16 protein-coding genes are annotated in these 16,897 nt (G+C 70.2%); 10 read left to right on the top strand and 6 right to left on the bottom strand.

Annotated elements, in window-relative coordinates; all coding sequences use genetic code 11:
• The first annotated feature begins 58 nt into the window (after positions 1 to 58).
• Positions 59 to 550, top strand: coding sequence for an RcnB family protein (locus tag LO787_RS24025; RefSeq protein ID WP_232493473.1), 492 nt, complete (start codon positions 59 to 61; stop codon positions 548 to 550).
• 57 nt (positions 551 to 607) lie between these two features.
• Here the strand turns inward: LO787_RS24025 and LO787_RS24020 are convergent, their stop codons facing one another.
• Positions 608 to 1,300, bottom strand: coding sequence for an alpha/beta fold hydrolase (locus LO787_RS24020; RefSeq protein WP_232493472.1), 693 nt, complete (start codon positions 1,298 to 1,300; stop codon positions 608 to 610).
• Complete coding sequence (gene miaB, locus LO787_RS24015; protein ID WP_232493471.1) at positions 1,297 to 2,646, bottom strand: tRNA (N6-isopentenyl adenosine(37)-C2)-methylthiotransferase MiaB; 1,350 nt, start codon at positions 2,644 to 2,646, stop codon at positions 1,297 to 1,299. Before miaB ends, LO787_RS24020 begins: the two co-directional genes overlap by 4 nt.
• Before the next feature lie 186 nt (positions 2,647 to 2,832).
• Between miaB and LO787_RS24010 the strand changes: the two genes are divergently transcribed.
• From LO787_RS24010 to LO787_RS23995, 4 genes are all read left to right on the top strand, one after another.
• Positions 2,833 to 4,272, top strand: coding sequence for a hypothetical protein (locus tag LO787_RS24010; RefSeq protein ID WP_232493470.1), 1,440 nt, complete (start codon positions 2,833 to 2,835; stop codon positions 4,270 to 4,272).
• Between the two features lie 189 nt (positions 4,273 to 4,461).
• Entirely contained in the window at positions 4,462 to 4,959 is a 498-nt protein-coding gene (locus LO787_RS24005) for a hypothetical protein (protein ID WP_232493469.1), read from the top strand.
• The gene (gene argS / locus LO787_RS24000; protein WP_232493468.1) at positions 4,956 to 6,704 is read left to right on the top strand and encodes an arginine--tRNA ligase; all 1,749 of its coding nucleotides are present in this window, start codon (positions 4,956 to 4,958) and stop codon (positions 6,702 to 6,704) included. The genes LO787_RS24005 and argS overlap by 4 nt, the downstream gene beginning before the upstream one ends.
• Before the next feature lie 3 nt (positions 6,705 to 6,707).
• Positions 6,708 to 7,496 (top strand): SPOR domain-containing protein, encoded by a 789-nt coding sequence (locus LO787_RS23995; protein ID WP_232493467.1) that lies wholly within the window; start codon positions 6,708 to 6,710, stop codon positions 7,494 to 7,496.
• A gap of 244 nt (positions 7,497 to 7,740) precedes the next feature.
• Here the strand turns inward: LO787_RS23995 and LO787_RS23990 are convergent, their stop codons facing one another.
• The 3 genes from LO787_RS23990 to hemC all read right to left on the bottom strand — a co-directional run bounded on the left by LO787_RS23990 (position 7,741) and on the right by hemC (position 10,445).
• Complete coding sequence (locus tag LO787_RS23990; RefSeq protein ID WP_232493466.1) at positions 7,741 to 8,658, bottom strand: MICOS complex subunit MIC60; 918 nt, start codon at positions 8,656 to 8,658, stop codon at positions 7,741 to 7,743.
• A gap of 20 nt (positions 8,659 to 8,678) precedes the next feature.
• Positions 8,679 to 9,368: a uroporphyrinogen-III synthase gene (locus LO787_RS23985; RefSeq protein ID WP_232493465.1), complete on the bottom strand. Its 690-nt coding sequence runs from the start codon at positions 9,366 to 9,368 to the stop codon at positions 8,679 to 8,681.
• A 126-nt stretch (positions 9,369 to 9,494) separates the two neighbouring features.
• Positions 9,495 to 10,445, bottom strand: coding sequence for a hydroxymethylbilane synthase (gene hemC / locus LO787_RS23980; RefSeq protein ID WP_232493464.1), 951 nt, complete (start codon positions 10,443 to 10,445; stop codon positions 9,495 to 9,497).
• Between the two features lie 44 nt (positions 10,446 to 10,489).
• Between hemC and tsaD the strand changes: the two genes are divergently transcribed.
• The 5 genes from tsaD to LO787_RS23955 all read left to right on the top strand — a co-directional run bounded on the left by tsaD (position 10,490) and on the right by LO787_RS23955 (position 15,556).
• Positions 10,490 to 11,524: a tRNA (adenosine(37)-N6)-threonylcarbamoyltransferase complex transferase subunit TsaD gene (gene tsaD / locus LO787_RS23975; protein ID WP_232493463.1), complete on the top strand. Its 1,035-nt coding sequence runs from the start codon at positions 10,490 to 10,492 to the stop codon at positions 11,522 to 11,524.
• The gene (locus LO787_RS23970) at positions 11,521 to 12,519 is read left to right on the top strand and encodes an NAD(P)H-dependent glycerol-3-phosphate dehydrogenase (RefSeq protein ID WP_232493462.1); all 999 of its coding nucleotides are present in this window, start codon (positions 11,521 to 11,523) and stop codon (positions 12,517 to 12,519) included. Before tsaD ends, LO787_RS23970 begins: the two co-directional genes overlap by 4 nt.
• Positions 12,516 to 14,060: a lipopolysaccharide biosynthesis protein gene (locus LO787_RS23965; protein WP_232493461.1), complete on the top strand. Its 1,545-nt coding sequence runs from the start codon at positions 12,516 to 12,518 to the stop codon at positions 14,058 to 14,060. Before LO787_RS23970 ends, LO787_RS23965 begins: the two co-directional genes overlap by 4 nt.
• Positions 14,061 to 14,069: 9 nt before the next feature.
• Positions 14,070 to 14,792, top strand: coding sequence for an OmpA family protein (locus LO787_RS23960; RefSeq protein WP_232493460.1), 723 nt, complete (start codon positions 14,070 to 14,072; stop codon positions 14,790 to 14,792).
• A gap of 146 nt (positions 14,793 to 14,938) precedes the next feature.
• Complete coding sequence (locus LO787_RS23955) at positions 14,939 to 15,556, top strand: hypothetical protein (protein WP_232496412.1); 618 nt, start codon at positions 14,939 to 14,941, stop codon at positions 15,554 to 15,556.
• A gap of 152 nt (positions 15,557 to 15,708) precedes the next feature.
• Here LO787_RS23955 and LO787_RS23950 read toward each other — a convergent pair whose 3' ends face one another.
• Positions 15,709 to 16,782 carry a helix-turn-helix transcriptional regulator gene (locus tag LO787_RS23950; RefSeq protein ID WP_232493459.1) on the bottom strand — a complete coding sequence of 358 codons (1,074 nt, stop codon included), beginning with the start codon at positions 16,780 to 16,782 and terminating at the stop codon, positions 15,709 to 15,711.
• Positions 16,783 to 16,897: the final 115 nt, after the last annotated feature.

Genomic DNA, 16,897 nt, shown 5'->3' with positions numbered 1-16,897 from the left:
GAAGTGCAATCACAACAAGGCCACCAAGGCCCTGAGTTTTCGAAGAAGGAGAATAACGGTGCGCAAGTTCTTCATGATGGCCCTGGCTGCAAGCGTCGCACTGCCCACGCTGGCGGTCCCCACCATGGCCTCCGCCCAGAGCGCCCGCGAGGTCCGCGACAGCGCCCGCGACGTGCGCCGCGACCAGCGCGACCTGCGCCAGGCCCAGCGCTACGGCGACCGCCGCGACGTCCGCGATGCCCGCCACGACCTGCGCGATTCCCGCCAGGAGCTGCGCGAGGACTGGCGCGATTATCGCCGCTCCAACCGCAACGTCTATCACCGCCCCGCCTACGTCGGCCCGCGTGGCTATGCCTATCGCCCGGTCGCGGTGGGCCACCGCTTCGACCGCGCCTATTACGGCGACCGCTACTGGGTGCGTGACTATGCCCGCTACCGCCTGCCCGCCCCGCGTGCCGGCCACCGCTGGATCCGCTACAACAACGACATCGTGATGGTGAACCCGCGCAACGGCCGGGTGGTCACGGTCTACAACGGCTTCTTCTGGTAAGAAGCGTCAGGTTTGACGAGAGAGCCCCGTGGCGAAAGCTGCGGGGCTTTTTTGACGTTATCTTGCCAGCCACTCCCGCAGCGCCGCGTTCACCGCATCGGGCTGCTCCATCGGCGCCATGTGCCCGCAGTCCTCGATCCGCCGCAGCACCGCGCCGGGCACGGCTTCGGCAATCGTCTCGGCATAGCGCGGCGGGGTGGTGCGGTCCTGCGCGCCCACCAGCACCAGCGCAGGCACGGCGATCGCGCTGAGGCCCGGCAGCGCATCGGGGCGTCCGACGATGGCGCGCTGCTGGCGCTCGAACGCATCGATGCCGACGCGCAGGGCCATCGCCACCACCGCATCGCCGATGGCGGGGTCGGCGCCGGGATGCACCAGCAGGCCGAGGCTGCCGCGCAGCACTTTCTCGAAACCGCGTTCCTGTGCGGTCTTCACCGCCGCGCGGCGCACGGCGGCATGGCCCGCGTCGTCGGCATTGGCGTTGGTGTCGAGCAGGGCGATGCGCGTGACCCGATGGGGTGCGCGGGCGATCACTTCCATCGCCACGTAGCCGCCCATCGAGAACCCGGCTAGGGCGAAGCGGTCCGGCGCGTCGTCCAGCAGCCGCTCGGCCATCGCGGCGATGGAATCGTCGCTGAGGGTATCGGCCACCGTCATGTCCGCCACGTCCGCCAGAGCCGCAGTCTGCGCGCGGAACACTTCCGCGTCGCAGGTCAGGCCGGGGACGAGGACGAGTGGCTGGCGGCTCACGCCACTTCCGCGGCGAGTGGCACCGCGCCGAGGCTGTTCGGCCCCGCGCTGGTGATCTCGAAGCGGACCAGCTGGCCCACTTCGGCCTCGCCGGTGAAGTGGACCGACTGGAGCCACGGCGACTTGCCGAGCCACTGGCCGGGATGCTTGCCCTTGCGCTCCACCAGCACGTCACAGACCTTGCCGACGGTGGCGGTGTTGAAGGCGTACTGGTCGCGGTTGAGCGCGGACTGGAGGCGCTGGAGCCGCTCGTCCATAACCGACACCGGCACCTGATCGCCCATAGTCGCGGCGGGCGTGCCGGGGCGGGGCGAATACTTGAAGCTGAAGCACTGGGCATAGCCGACCGCATCGACCAGCTTGAGCGTATCCTCGAACTCGGCATCGGTCTCGCCGGGGAAGCCGACGATGAAGTCGCCCGACAGCGCGATGTCGGGGCGCACGGCGCGCACGCGGTCGAGGATCTCCAGATAACTGGCGGTCGTGTGGCTGCGGTTCATCGCCTTGAGCACGCGGTCGTTGCCCGCCTGCACCGGCAGGTGGAGGAACGGCATCAGCTTGTCGACCTCGCCATGGGCGTCGATCAGGCCCTGCGTCATGTCGTTGGGGTGGCTGGTGGTGTAGCGGATGCGCGCGAGGTCGGGGATCGCCGCCAGTTCGCGCACCAGCCCGTCGAGGCCGACCGTGTGCCCTTTCGCGTTCTCGCCGGTCCAGGCGTTGACGTTCTGGCCGAGCAGCGTGATCTCGCGCGCACCGGCATCGACCAGCCGCAGCGCCTCGTCGATCAGCGCGGCGTGCGGGCGGGATACTTCGGCGCCGCGCGTATAGGGCACCACGCAATAAGTGCAGAACTTGTCGCAGCCTTCCTGCACCGTCAGGAACGCCGTGGGGCCGGAGCGCTTGCGGCGGGGGAGCGCGTCGAACTTCGTCTCGGCGGGCATGTCGGTGTCGGTCACGCGCTGGCCGGAGGAGGCGGCGCGGATCATCTCGGGCAGGCGGTGGTACGCCTGCGGGCCGACGACCATCTTCACGGCGGGCGCGCGCGCCATGATCTCGTCCCCCTCGGCCTGCGCGACGCAGCCGGCGACGGCGATCAGCGGCGAGGAGCCATCCTCGCGCCGCAGGCGGCCGATGTCGGAATAGACCTTCTCCGCCGCCTTCTCGCGGATGTGGCAGGTGTTGAGCACGACGAGATCGGCGTCCTGCCCCTCGGGCGCGGGGGCGATGCCCTGTTCGGCGAGCAGTTCGGCCATGCGGTCGCCGTCGTAGACGTTCATCTGGCAGCCGAAGCTCTTGACGCGGTAGGTCTTTGGAGCCGCAGCAGGGGGAGTCGCAGAAGTTTGCATCGCGCGCCGTTAGCCGAAAAGCGCTGCTTTGGACAGGGGGCGGGTAGTGCCCGGTTGCGCGCACGGTTAACCCTTGGTTTGCCTTCCCGGGCTAGAGCGAGACCCTGTCCGATCCCGTCGCGGAGTGCCGTCCTGCCGTTTCCAGCCGCCTTTCGCCTGCCGTTCGCCCGCGTCCTGACCGTGGCGATGCTGGCGCTGGTCGCGGCGGTCATGGCGTGGGGCTGCTTCCAGCGCGGGCCGTGGTACGATGAGTTCTACACCCAGTTCGTCTCCCGCCCGGAACTGCCATGGGGCACGGCGCTGACCGGAAGCTGGCTGCCCGACAATCACCCGCCGCTCTATTACGCCCTCGCGCGGGCGAGCGCGTGGCTGGGGGAGATCGAGTACCATCGCCTGCTCAACCTCGGCATCGGGGCGCTGGCGGTGGCGGGCGGGATCGTCGTTGTCCGCGACGTGCCGCGCCTTGCGACCACCGGCACCGCGCTGGTCATGGCGGTGGCGGCGAACCACTGGACGATGCTGGCGGGGACGGAGCTGCGGTCCTACTTCCTCTCGCTCTGCGCCGGGGCGGTGCTGGCGCTGAGCCTCTGCGCGATCCGCATGACCGGCAGCGGTGGGAGTAGAGGACGCCGCGCGGTCTACTGGATCGCGGCGCTGCTGGCGTTCAACACGCATATCGTGACCTCGCTGACCGCCGCCGCGCTGGTCGCCCCGTTCCTCGCCGCCGCGCTGCTGCGCCGGGACTTGACGGAGGCGCGCATCATCGCCTTGCCGCCGCTGGTCGGCGGGCTGGTGCTCTGCACCGTCGCCGCCGTGCAGCTCCCCTATTGGCTGGGCAACACCACCGTGTTCTGGATCGGCGAGGGCTTCGCGCCTGCCTACTGGGCGATGCACTATGCGGTCCTGCGCACGGCGGAGGCCAACCCGCTGCTGCTCGCCGGAGCGCTGGCGGGCGCGGCGCTGATGGCCCGCGACGTGGCGCTGCGGCGCCAACCCAGCGCAGAGGCGGGCGCTTTGGCGCTGCTGGTGGGCGGCGGGGTGCTGGCCATCGTCGGCCTCGTGGCGCTGCACCTGCTGCGGCCTCTCGTCATCGAGAAGTACCTGATGGCGCTCGTCGCCATGGAGATGGTCGGTCTGGCGCTGGCGTTTGCCCGGATGTTGCGCGCTCTCGGGCCGCGCATCGGCGCGCTCACGCTGGCGGTGACGGCGGCGGCGAGCATTCCCGGCCTGATCCAGAGCACCACCTCCGCCGTCATGCATCGCAGCTGGTTTGCCAGCGGGCGCGCGGTAGCGGCGGAGGCGGCGCTGTGCCCGGGCACCGTGATCCACGGCGGCGACTGGTGGAACGACGACGTGCTCGCCCTCCAGCCGCAGGACAACGCGCGGGTGGTGCCTTACGCCTATCGCGCCGTGGCGGACAGGCTGGGCTTCCGGCTGGCTCCGGCAGGTTCGCATTCTTTGTCGCGGAACTGCCCGACGATCTTCTGGGGCGAGCACGACAACAAGCTGGTGTTCGACCGCGACCACGTCGCCGCCCGCCTCCGCGCCGAGGGCTTCCCCGACCTGCCCCTGACCTTCCGCCGCATCGGCAGCGGCTGGATCGCGGTGACGCCGCCGCGGCGTTAGTATTCCTACCTTCGTCATTGCGAGCGTAGCGAAGCAATCCACACCGGCTTGCGCGTCGCTGGATTGCTTCGTCGGCTGCGCCTCCTCGCAATGACGAAGGGTAGGGGGGCGAACGGAGGGGCAAGAGCGCAGGCACGCCCCCCAAGAACCGTTTTCCTACAACCCCGCCTGCGGGTTAGCGTCCCGCGCATGACGACACTCCGCACGCCCCGCACCCGCCGCCCCAACGCCGAATACCGCTGGACGCGCGACAAGATGGTCGCCTTCCTCAACGAACTGGCGCGCGGGCATACCGTCGCGGCGGCGGCGCGCATGGTGGGGATGGGGCGCCAGTCCGCCTATCGCCTGCGCGCCCGCCTTGGCCCCGTCTTCGCCGGGGTCTGGCAGGAGGCGCTGGAGTTCGCCGCGCAAGGCGACACCCTTGCCGTACAAGGCGACACGCAAGGCGACACACAAGCCGACACGGGCCCCACGCAAGGCGACACATCCCCGCCACAAGGCGACAGGTCCGCCCGCAAGGCGGCACCCAAGGCGACACATCCGGCCCCGAAACCCCGTGTTTCCCCTCTGGACCGTGTAAACCGTGTAAACCCCGTCTCGTTCTGGCGCGCTCCATGGGCAGCATTGCGCGCCATGCGACGCCCTGTTCCCCTTTGCGCGCACATCCGCTATCCGCGCGCGTCATGAGCAAGACCGAAACCCTTTACGCCGCCTTTGCAGGCCACCTTTCCGCCGCGCTGGATGCGCTGGAAGCAGCGGGCACGCTGCCGGGCGGCCTCAAGCGAGGCGCGATCACGGTCGAGCCGCCGCGCGATGCCTCGCACGGCGACCTGTCGACCAACGCCGCGATGGTCCTCTCCAAGCCCGCTGGCCTGAAGCCCCGCGATCTGGCCGAGGCGCTGGTGGCCGAACTGTCGAAGCTCGATTCGGTGACTTCGGCGGAAATCGCCGGTCCCGGCTTCATCAACCTGCGCCTCTCGCCTGCCGCATGGCTGGCCGAACTGCGCGCCATCGCCACGCTGGGCGCGGATTACGGCCGCTCGACCATGGGCGGCGGCGCGACCGTCAACGTCGAGTACGTCTCCGCCAACCCGACCGGCCCGATGCACATGGGCCACTGCCGCGGCGCGGTCGTCGGCGATGCGCTGGCGACGCTGCTGGAGTTCGCGGGCCACAAGGTCGTCAAGGAATACTACGTCAACGACGCGGGCGCGCAGGTGCAGGTGCTCGCCCGCTCGGCCCACGTCCGCTACCGCGAGGCGCTGGGCGAGGATGTCGGCGCGATCCCCGAGGGGCTCTATCCGGGCGACTACCTCGTGCCGGTGGGCCAGCAGCTCGCCGCCGAGTTCGGTGACAGGTACGCCAAGGCGCCTCAATCGGAATGGCTGACGCTGTTCCGCGAAAAGGCGGTCGCCGCGATGCTGGTGATGATCAAGGAAGACCTCGCGCTCCTCGGCATCCACCACGACCTGTTCTCGTCCGAGGCGGAACTGCAGGCCAGCGGCAAGCCCGACGAGGCCGAGGCGTGGCTGCGGGCCAAGGGCCTCGTCTACGACGGCGTGCTCGAAGCGCCCAAGGGCAAGACGCCCGAGGACTGGGAGCCGGTGGAACTGCCGCTGTTCAAGTCGACCGCGTTCGGCGACGATCAGGACCGCCCGATCAAGAAGTCGGACGGCAGCTGGACCTACTTCGGCGCCGACCTCGCCTATCACTTCCAGAAGGCGCAGGGCGCGGACGCCCTCGTCGACATCTGGGGCGCCGACCACGCGGGCACCGTCAAGCGCATCAAGGCCGCCGTCGCCGCCATGACCGGCGCTGACGGAGCGCCGACGCCGTTCGAGATCAAGCTGGTCCAGATGGTCCAGCTGCTGCGCGACGGCGAGCCGGTGAAGATGTCCAAGCGTTCGGGCAACTTCGTGACGCTGGCCGAAGTCGTCACCGAAGTGGGCAAGGACGTGGTGCGCTTCACCATGCTGACCCGCAAGCCCGAAGCGCAGATGGACTTCGACTTCGCCAAGGTGGTGGAAGCGTCGAAGGACAACCCGGTGTTCTACGTGCAGTACGCCAATGCCCGCGTCCACTCGACGCTGCGCAAGGGCCTGGCCGAGGGCGGCTTCACGCCGTCTGCGGATCATGTCGAACTGCTGGGCGAGGAGGAGCTGGAGCTGGTCAAGCTGGCCGCGCAGTTCCCCCGCATCGTCGAGGCTGCCGCCGCGGCGCGCGAACCGCACCGCATCGCCTTCTTCCTCGGCGACGTGGCCGCCGCGTTCCACGGATACTGGAACCTCGGCAACGACAGGGTGGAAAAGCGGTTTGTTAACGCGCAGGATGCCAAGCTGACGGGTGCGCGCCTTTTCCTGGCGGCGCAGATCGGGCAACTTGTCCGCAACGGCCTGGCCCTTCTCGGGGTCGAGGCGGTGGAGGAAATGTGACGCATGGCAGGGTCTGACGACGGCTATATCCCCAGACCGGAGACGCGGAAGAACCCCGTCTTCGGCAGCGGGACGCAGGGCAATCCCTACTTCGAGGAGGACATGCCCCCGTTCGGAGATGCTCCCGAGCAGCCGCGTCAGCTTGCGCTGGAGGAGGACGTGCGCCTCCCCTGGCTGGAAGGCGATGACGAGGGATTCGAGGAGGAACGCTCCGGCATCGGGCAGGGCGTACTGCTCGGCGCGCTCGGCCTCGTCGCGCTGCTGGTGATCGGCGGCGGCGTGGTCTGGGCGATCAAGAGCCGCCCCGATGCCCCGCTCGTCGCCGACGGCGGCGTGATCGCCGCGCCCAAGACGCCTTACAAGGTGCGTCCCGACAACCCCGGCGGCGAATTCGTCGCGGGCACCGGCGACACCAGCTTCGCCGTGGCCGAGGGCCAGTCCCGCCCGGTCCAGATCGACAAGAGCGACGACACGCCGTCGCCCGGCTTCGTCACCACCGCCGCGCAACCGTCCGACAAGCCGGAGGCCAAGGCCACGCCGACGACCCCGGCGGTCAGCGGCGTCGGCGTGCAGGTCGGCGCCTACGCCTCGCGCGAGCAGGCCGAGGCGGGCTGGAACACGCTCAAGACGCAGCACGAACCGCTGGCGGGCGTCAGCCACCGCATCGTGCAGGGCAAGGCCGACATCGGCATCGTCTACCGCCTCCAGGCCGTGCCGGGCGACGCCGCGGCGGCCCGAGCGCTGTGCTCGGGGATGAAGGCGGCCGGGATGAGCTGTCAGGTCAAGAACTGAGGGGGCGGGCCGGGGCTTATGGTCCCGGGGGCTTCGACAAGCTCGGCCTGAGCGGAAACACCCTCACTTTCGTCATTGCGAGCGCAGCGAAGCAATCCATGGCCGCGTTAACCGCGCTGGATTGCTTCGCTGCGCTCGCAATGACGAATACCTATAAAGCCCGCTCAGGCTGAGCTTGTCGAAGCCCCGTCGGCAGGGCGCGCCTAAAGACAGCCAGCGGTCCCGGATCAAGTCCGGGACGACGTCAGGCCCCTTCGGTCGCGTCCGGCTGCGGCTCGGGCTCGCCGGTCGGCGCTGCCGGAGCCAGCGGGCTCGGCTGGTCGACGGTGCGGCCGGTGGCGTCCTGCAGGCGGTTGGGCTCCAGCATCGCCGTGGTTTCCAGCAGGTCGAGCGCCTTCTGCACCGCCTCATACCGGCGCGCGTCGGCGATCCAGGTTTCGGCGGCATCGGCGCCGGGCAGGCGCTCGACTTCGCCGATGGCCGAATCGATGCGCTTGGCGGTCAGCATCAGGCGGGCGCGCTCGATGCGGGCGATGGGGTTCGCCAGCGCCGCCGAATCGCGGCGGACCACGAAGAGCGCGGTGAACTCCTGCCGGGTGCGGTCCCACAGGCTGCGGTTGGTGTTGGTGACAGTCAGCTCGGGAGAGAGCGCCTCCAGCCGGGCGCTCAGCGCGTCGATGGTGACGGGGTTGGCGGCGAAGTCCACCACCGTCTGCACCGCGCGCGGCTGGGCATTCATGAAGCGCAGGCGCAACTGGTCGGCGACATAGCCCAGCGGCTCGCCGCGATCGACCATGCGGCGCGCAGCGAAGGCGATCAGCAGCCCCTCGGCCCGGCCCGCGTTCCCGGCGGCGGCGTCGGTCTGGAAGTCGATGCGCGAGATGCGGTCCTCGATCATCGCCAGCCGCCCCTCGACCGTGGCGAGCTGTCCCAGTTGCGCGGGCGCTGCTGGAGCCGCGCGGGGCATGGGCGCGGCGGCCTGCGGCGCTGCGCCGCCGCTCTCGATCAGCGTATGGAGGTAGCCGCGCTCCGCCATCCACGCGACGAGCCCGACGCCGATGACGAAGGCGATGAAAGCGACGAACAGGGTCATGCCCGCCGAACGCCCGCGATAGATGGTCTCGGGGGCGGCGGGGGGAGCCGGCGGCGGGATGTCCTGCATCAAGTCCTTGCGCGTAGCGGTTACTGTCCGGAGCCGGCTTCTTGGCACATCTGTTGCGCCAAGGCCAGCAATGCGGCGTCGTCCGGTTTCGCGGCGCTGCGCACCTCGGCCCAGCCCTCTCCGGTGCGGGCGGCGACGCGCGGGCCGATCAGGGCGAGGCCGATGCGGGCGCGGTCGATCGCGGCTTCGTCGCAGAGTTGGGCCAGCCGTGCTGCGGCCTCGCCCGAGTGCAGCAACACCACGGCGGGGCGGGTCAGCGCCTCGGCCAGACCGGGAGGCAGGGGGAGGGGATCGCTGGCATAGACCTCGCGCGTGGTCACGGCGATGCCGGGCGGCACGGGCAGCTCCACCCGCTCGCGCCCGGCAAGGCGCAGCAGGCGGGTGCGCGCGGGGTGCAGCACGCCGAGCAGGCTGGCGAGGCCGCCTTCTCCGGTTGCCGCGACTTCGAGCCCGGCCTCGGCAGCGGCCCGCGCCGTGGTCGCGCCGACGCAGTAGGCGGGGAGGCCGCGATAGGCGGCGAGGGCGGGGCCGCCGTGGCGCAGGGCGTTGGCACTGCCGAGCAGCAGGGCGTCCACGTCCTCGCGCGGGACGGGCTCCCACGGGAGGGGGTGGACCTCGAAAAGCGGGAAGGTCCGCGTATCGAGCCCCAGTTCGCGGGCGGCGGCCAGTGTTGCGGAGGCGCCCGGTTCGGGGCGCAGGATGAGGATCACGAAACCCGTCGTCCCGGGCTCGACCCGGGACCGCTGGCCGGGAACGGCTCACCTTGCTGCGCGCGCTGCAAGGTGGCGCCTAAAGACCGCCCGCGGTCCCGGGTCGAGCCCGGGACGACGGAGGTGTCATGCCCCGGCAAAATGCACCGCGATGGCCGGCACCGCGCGGGCGAGCAGGTCGGCGGCAAGGCGCTGCGGCCCCTCCGCATCCCCCGCGGCGAAGCGCGCCTCGCCGGTGACATGCTCCGCCCCGTCGGGGCTGTAGAGCGCCGCGCGCATCGAGAGCGTGTCGCCCTCCGTCCGCGTCAGGACCGCGATGGGGCTGTGGCAGTTGCCGCCGAGCCCCGCCAGTAAGGCGCGTTCGGCCAGCACTTCGGCGCGGCTGGGCGCGTGGTCGATGGCGGACAGGAAGGCGCGGGTGCGGGCGTCGTCGGCGCGGCATTCGACCATGATCGCGGCCTGCGCCGGGGCGGGCAGCCAGGCCTCGGCGGCTAGCGGACGGCCCGTGCCCGTCTCGCCAAGGCGCTTGAGGCCCGCTGCGGCGAGGAACGTGGCGTCCGCCTCGCCCGCCGCCAGCTTGGCGAGGCGAGTGGCGACGTTGCCACGGAAGGTGATGACCTTGCAGTCGGGCCGGGCATGGAGCAGCTGCGCGGCCCGGCGCGGGGCGCTGGTGCCGACCACGGCGCCCTGCGGCAGCGCGGCGATGCTGTCCGCCCCCACCAGCACGTCGCGCACGTCTTCACGCGGGAGGATCGCGCCGATCGCGAAGGCATCGGGCCGGATCGTCTCGACGTCCTTGGCGGAGTGGACCGCGAAGTCGATCTCGCCCGAGACGAGCCAGGCGTCGAGTTCCTTGGTCCACAGGGCCTTGCCGCCGATCTCGGCCAGCGCCCGGTCCTGGATGCGATCGCCGCTGGCGGTGACGGGAACGATCTCTATATGCGCCGGATCGATTCCGTGCGCCTCTGCCAGCCTGTCGCGCGTTTCGTGGGCCTGCGCCATCGCCAGCGGCGAGCGGCGTGTGCCCAATTTGTAACGCTCTGCGCGGAAGGTATCGGGTTGTTTATCGTGGGTCATCGGCGGCTTGTGCTACCGGGCAATGTCGTTCAGGGGAAGGCCGGATGAGCATAGTCCTCGGCATTGAATCCTCGTGCGACGAGACGGCGGCGGCGCTGGTCAGCGACGGCAGGGTGATCCTCGCCCAGCGCATCGCCTCGCAGGACGAGGAGCACCGCCCCTTCGGCGGCGTCGTGCCCGAGATCGCCGCACGCGCCCATGCCGAGCGGCTGGCCCCGCTGATCGAGGCGACGCTGGCCGATGCCGGGATGACGCTGGATCAGGTGGACGCCATCGCCGCCACCGCCGGGCCGGGCCTGATCGGCGGCGTCATGGTCGGCCTCGTCACCGCCAAGGCGCTGGCCATGGCGACCGACAAGCCGCTGATCGCGGTCAACCACCTCGAAGGGCATGCCCTGTCGCCGCGCCTTGCCGACGCGAGCCTCGCCTATCCCTACCTGCTGCTGCTGGTTTCGGGCGGCCACTGCCAGATCCTGCTGGTGGAGGGCGTGGGCGAATTCCGCCGCCTCGCCACCACCATCGACGATGCACTGGGTGAGGCGTTCGACAAGTCCGCCAAGGTGCTCGGCCTCGGCTATCCGGGCGGGCCTGCGCTCGAACGGCTGGCGCTGGAGGGCGATGCGAAGAAGGTGCCGCTGCCGCGCCCGCTCAAGGGATCGGACGAACCGCACTTCTCCTTCGCGGGCCTCAAGAGCGCGGTCATGCGCGCCAAGCAGTCGGGCGAATATGCCGATGCCGACATCGCCGCCTCGTTCCAGCAGGCCGCCATCGACTGCCTGATCGACCGCACGCGTCGGGCCTTGGCGAAAGTCGGTAAGGTCGAGGCGCTGGTCGTCGCGGGCGGCGTTGCGGCCAACAAGGCGATCCGGGGCGCGCTGGAAGCACTGGCGGCGGGGAACGACCTGCCGTTCATCGCTCCGCCTCTCAAGCTGTGTACCGACAATGCGGCGATGATCGCCTGGGCCGGGGTGGAACGGCTGGCGCGCGGGCAGTCCGACCCCCTCGACGTGGCGGCGCGCCCGCGCTGGCCGCTCGACCCGGAGGCCGAGGCGGTGCGCGGTGCGGGAGTGAAGGCATGAACGCGAAGATAGGCGTGATCGGCGCGGGCGCATGGGGCACGGCTCTGGCGCAGGCGCTTGCGAGTGACGGGAGTGAAGTCCTGCTCTGGGCGCGCGAGGCCGCGCTGGTGGAGGAGATCAACCGCGACCATCGCAATGGCACCTACCTGCCGAGCGCCGCGCTGTCCGCCGGGGTCGTCGCGACCAACGACCTTGCTGATCTTGCCGCGCTGCCGGTGCTGCTGGTCGTCGTGCCCGCGCAGTTCCTCGCCTCGGTGATCGCCGGACTGCCTGAAGGCGACCGCGATCTGGTGCTCTGCGCCAAGGGGATCGAGGCGGGCACGGGCCGCCTGATGGCCGATGTCGCTAAGGATGCCTGCGCGCCCGAGCGGCTGGCGGTGCTCTCCGGCCCGACCTTCGCACGCGAAGTCGCCGCCGGTCTGCCGACCGCCGTGACGCTCGCCTGCGGTGGCGGGCGGGAGCAGTGGGAGCGGCTGTCGCCGTTGCTCGCGCGCCCGGCGCTGCGGCCCTACTATTCCGACGACGTGGTCGGCGCGGAGATCGGCGGCGCGGTCAAGAACGTGCTCGCCATCGCCTGCGGCGTGGTGGAAGGGCTGAACCTCGGCCAGAACGCCCGCGCCGCGCTGATCGCGCGCGGTTATGCCGAGATGCTGCGCTTCGGCCTTGCGCGGGGTGCCCGGGCGGAGACGCTGGCGGGGCTCTGCGGCCTCGGCGACCTCGTGCTGACCTGCTCGTCCACGTCCAGCCGCAACTTCTCCCTCGGCCTTGCGCTGGGGCAGGGGCTGACTGCGGTCGAGGCGCTTTCGGGCAAGAACAGTGTCGCCGAAGGCGCCGCGACCGCCCCCGTGCTTGCCGATCTTGCCCGCCGCGAGGGTATCCAGATGCCCATCGTTGAGGCCGTCCACCGTCTGCTCGCGGGCGAGGCGCCTGCCAGCGCCGTCGTCAGCGACCTCCTCGCGCGCCCCCTGCGCGACGAGCAGGAGCCCGTTACTTGACCGATTCCACTGCCGCACCGCAGGGCGAGAAGGAGCGCGACGACATCGCCGCTCTCGCCAAGGGCGGGCGCACCAACCTGTTCGGCTTCTTCCTGCGCCTTGCCGCGCGCATCCCGTTCCTGTTCATCGCGGGCCGCGCCGCCGCCTACGGACCGGCGGCGCTGGGCCGCTTCGCCTCGGCGCTGGTGCTGATCGAGCTGACCTCGATGCTGTGCACGATGGGCGAGAAGCGCGGCCTCGCGCAGCGCCTGTCGGAGACGGAAGGGCAGGTCCGCCCGGCCAACGTCATCGCCGACGGCTCGATCATCGCGCTCATCGCCAGCTGCTCGGCGGCGCTGTTCTTCTGGTTCGTGCCGGGCGTGCTGTTCCCCGGCGGGCACTACACGCAGATCGACCGGCTGATGGTCACGGCCCTGCCGGCGATGACGATGACCGAGATCTGGCTGGCCGCGCTCGCCTATCGCCTGCGCGTGACGCCGACGGTCTGGTCGCGCGCCATCGTCGAGCCGTGGACGATCTCGATCATGGCGGGCGCGATGATCTGGATCGCGCCGGAAAGCGGCCTGTCGATCGCCTACATCGCCTCGATCTATGCGGCGGCCATCACCGCGTTCATCCCGTTCTTCCGCGAATACGGCGTGCCGCGTGGGTGGAAGCCCCGGCTGAGCGGCATGCGCAAGCTGGCCCTGCGCTCGGCGCCGATCGCCATTGCAGACGCCATCGAGTGGGGGACGCGCCGCGTCGACATCTTCCTGCTCGGCTTCCTCGCCCCGGCCTCGGCGGTCGGCGTCTACTACGCCGCGCAGCAGGTCGCGAGCCTGCCGCAGAAGCTCAAGACCAGCTTCGAGCCGGTGCTCGGGCCGGTTATCACCCGCAATCTCAAGGAGCATGACTATGCCGCCATCGCGCGGCAGGTGTGCCAGGTGGGGTTCTGGATCACCGCGTCGCAGGCGGGCATCGCGCTGGCGCTGGGCATTCCCGGCAACGGCGTGATGGGCCTCGTCGGGCGCGAGTTCGTGGGCGGAACCGGCGCGCTGGCGTTCCTGCTCGCCGCCGAGGTCGTCGCGGCGACGGCGGTGGTGAGCGAGGCGGCGCTGATCTACGTCGCGCGGCTGCGCAACCTGTGGGTGTCCATCGGCACCATCGCGCTGCAGGCGCTGCTGACGCTGGGCGGCATCCTGCTGATGCAGCGTCTCGGCTTCAACCCGCTGTTCCAGGCCGCCGCCGCCGCCTGCGCGCTGATGGTGGCGCTGGGGCTGTCGTCCATCGTCAAGTCGGTGATGCTCTCGCGCATCCTGGGCGAGCCGATCAACAATTGGCGCTGGGCGCTGGTCTGGGCCGCCGCGCCCGCCGTCGTCATCGGCTTCCTCGCCCTGCGCTTCCTGCCGGAGTGGGCGGCGCTGGCCTTCGGCATCCCGGCGATCCTCGGCTCCTACTTCCTCGTCATCTGGAAGAAGGCGTTCGGCCCCGAGGATCGGCGGCTGTTCCAGAAAGCGAAGAAGGTCGAAGCGGTGGCTGACAGTCCCGTCCCGACCCTCTAGGCTACCCGCATGAATCCCCGCCGCGCATCGCTGATCGTCGCCGGAGCCGCGCTGTGCCTCGTCATGTCGTTCGCCGTGATGCGGGCGCGCGGCGGCGTCTTCGTGGGCGAGCTGAAGGCACAGGCGCTGGCGGTCCGGGACGCTGAGGGCGGTAGGGATATCGCCATCAACTTCCGCGACCGCTACGGCTGGCTGACCCGCCACCCGGTGCTTTCGGGCGGCAAGGATCTCGACGCGGAAACCCGCAAGCGCGTCGCTGCAGGCATCGTCGCGATCCCCGGCATCTCGGGCGTAAGCTGGGCGCGCGACAGCGAGGGGCAGGCGGTCTCGGCCCATTGTCAGGACGACGTGGAGCGCATCCTCGAAACCCGCACGATCCGCTTCGGCGAGGCGAGCACCCGGCTGGAGCCTTCCAGCGAGCGCCTGCTGGGCGAGGTCGCCCGGTCGCTGCGCCCCTGCGTCAGCAGCGTGATCGCCGTCACCGGGCACACCGATGCCTCGGGCAACCAGAAGGTCAACGTCGCGCTGTCGCAGGCGCGCGCGGAGGCGGTGCGCTCGGCCCTGATCGCGCGGGGCATCCCGGCGACGAACCTGCGCGCGGCGGGGCTGGGATCGGCACGGCCGGTCGAGGGGCTCGATCCGATGGATCCCGCGAACCGCCGCATCGAATTCTCGGTGCTCTACACCGCGCCGGTCAAGCCGACCCCGATCGACACGCCGGGGCCGGGATGACGTTTGTGCGCGCGAGACACTAGGAAAGGACGCTCCCTTGCCGCTATGGCTCGAAATGGCTGTCGCCGTGCTGACGTCCTACGGGATCGGTTTCGGCTTCGGCGCGCTGATCTGGAATCGCAGGAAGGTGGACTGACGTGCTGCAAATGGTTCAGGCGAACTGGCTGGTGTTCATCGCCGCGCTGCTGGTGGGCATCGTGGTGGCCTACTGGGTCTTCGTGCAGGGTTCGAAGCCCGCGCGGCGCGAGCATCGGCCCGACGTTCTTGACGAGGGTGCGGCTCCGGCGCAGCGCAACCAGGCGCTGATCGACGATGCGCCGCCAGCCTCGCAGTACCACATCGACCCGCCGGCGATGGCGGGGACGATGGCGGGCATCGGCGAAGTGATCGCCGTCGCCGCGCAGGAAGAGGTGGACGAGGCCCGTGCGCATGAGCACGAGCCGCCGCAGACCATCGCCGCCGAACCCGACCCGACGCCTGCGCCCGCCGCGCCGCCGGTCGTTGAAACCGCCGATGGCGACGTGGCGGCGGACGACCTGCGCAAGATCAAGGGCCTTGGCCCCAAGATGCTGACGCTGCTGCACTCGCTGGGGGTCACCAGCTATGGCCAGATCGCGGCGTGGACCGATGCCGACCTCGATGAACTGGACACCAAGCTCGGCGCCTTCGCGGGCCGTCCGCGCCGGGACAACTGGGTGGAGCAGGCGCGCCTGCTGTCGAGCGGAGATACCGGCGCTTACGAGGCGCAGTTCGGGAAGCTCTGAACCCTTAATCTCAAGTCCGTCGCCCCTGCGCAGGCAGGGGCCCATCAGGTCTATCGCCATGGCACCTTGCTCACTGCGAGGCGGCGAGCTTGGGATGGGCCCCTGCCTGCGCAGGGGCGACGAGAATGGGTTGGGTGTTTGGGTGTCGGGCCTTACCGCCCTGCCATCTCGATAACGGCGCGCGCGATCGAGACCAGTTCCGCCTCGCGGTTGACGCCGGCCTTCTGGAAGATCGTGCGCAACTGGCTCGCCACCGTCTGCGCGCTGACCCCGCGTATCTTCGCAATCTCCTGCCGCGAGTGCCCCTGCGCCAGCAGCGCCACGATCTCGCCCTCGGCCCGCGTCAGTTCGAGCGCGGCGGAAATGCGCGCGCCCTGATCGCCCGCAAAACCGAGCGGAGCCTTGAGCGTCACGATGACACTGGGCGCGAAGCCGAAGTTCCAGTCCTGCTTGGGCAGCGAGCAGATCTCCACCAGCAGCGGGCCGCGCGCCGACTGCATCCACAATTCGGACGGCATCGTCAGTCGACTGTTGAGCGCGATGCCGATGCGTGCCTGCAGGACACGGTCGATATCCGGCCGGACGGAGCGCAAGGCGCTGCCGCGCACCTGCAGCGTATCGGGCGCGAGCAGCCTTTCCGCCGCGTTCGTCACCGAGCGGACCCGACCTGCGGCGTCGAGCATGATGGCGGCCGTGTGCAGGGCGTCAAGCGATCCGTGCAGCAATTCGGCGCCCTGGTGTTCGATCGCACCCTGTAGCCGTATCGCGGCCATGACTTGCGGAGCGACGTTCAGCAGTGCTTCGCGCTGGATTTCGGTAGTCCGCCCGTCGCTGGCGGAATGCAGCGCGGCAAGGCCGAAGAAGCTTGTGGAGGTGCTGTCGAGCACGATCTGGGCGCCGTGCTCGGCATCGAGTCGGCGGACGTGTTCCATGTAGGCTTCGTTGGTGCCCAGGGCCCGCACTTCGTCGTAGTGGTGTTCCCAGACGAGTTCGTAAGGCGCGCGCGATGCCGCCACGCGGTAGTTGACCTCCGGCCGGTGCCCTTCGATCGCCGCGAATTCGTCGGTGTAGCCGTCCCAGGTGTCGGTCACCCGGTTGAACAATGTGTGATGCTCGCCGAGGGCGATCAATTGCGCGCGGCCCGAACCCGTCGCGCTGGCAAGCGCCCGGAGCGCGCTGTCCCAACCAGATTCCTCGAACGGAGCGCGCGCGAACAGCGCCCCCAATTCCTCGATTCGAATGGTCTTGCCCCCCGACGTTGACCGGGAGCCAATGTGAACCTCGGCTCAGGTTAACGCAAGCCCATGTAAAAGTGAGGGATTGGCAGGCGAATACCATGAT

It is taken from the genome of Novosphingobium kaempferiae, from assembly GCF_021227995.1.
GTDB classification, from domain to species: domain Bacteria; phylum Pseudomonadota; class Alphaproteobacteria; order Sphingomonadales; family Sphingomonadaceae; genus Novosphingobium; species Novosphingobium kaempferiae.
Note: the sequence above shows the minus strand (reverse complement) of the source record. Positions and strands in the feature narration are given on the sequence as shown.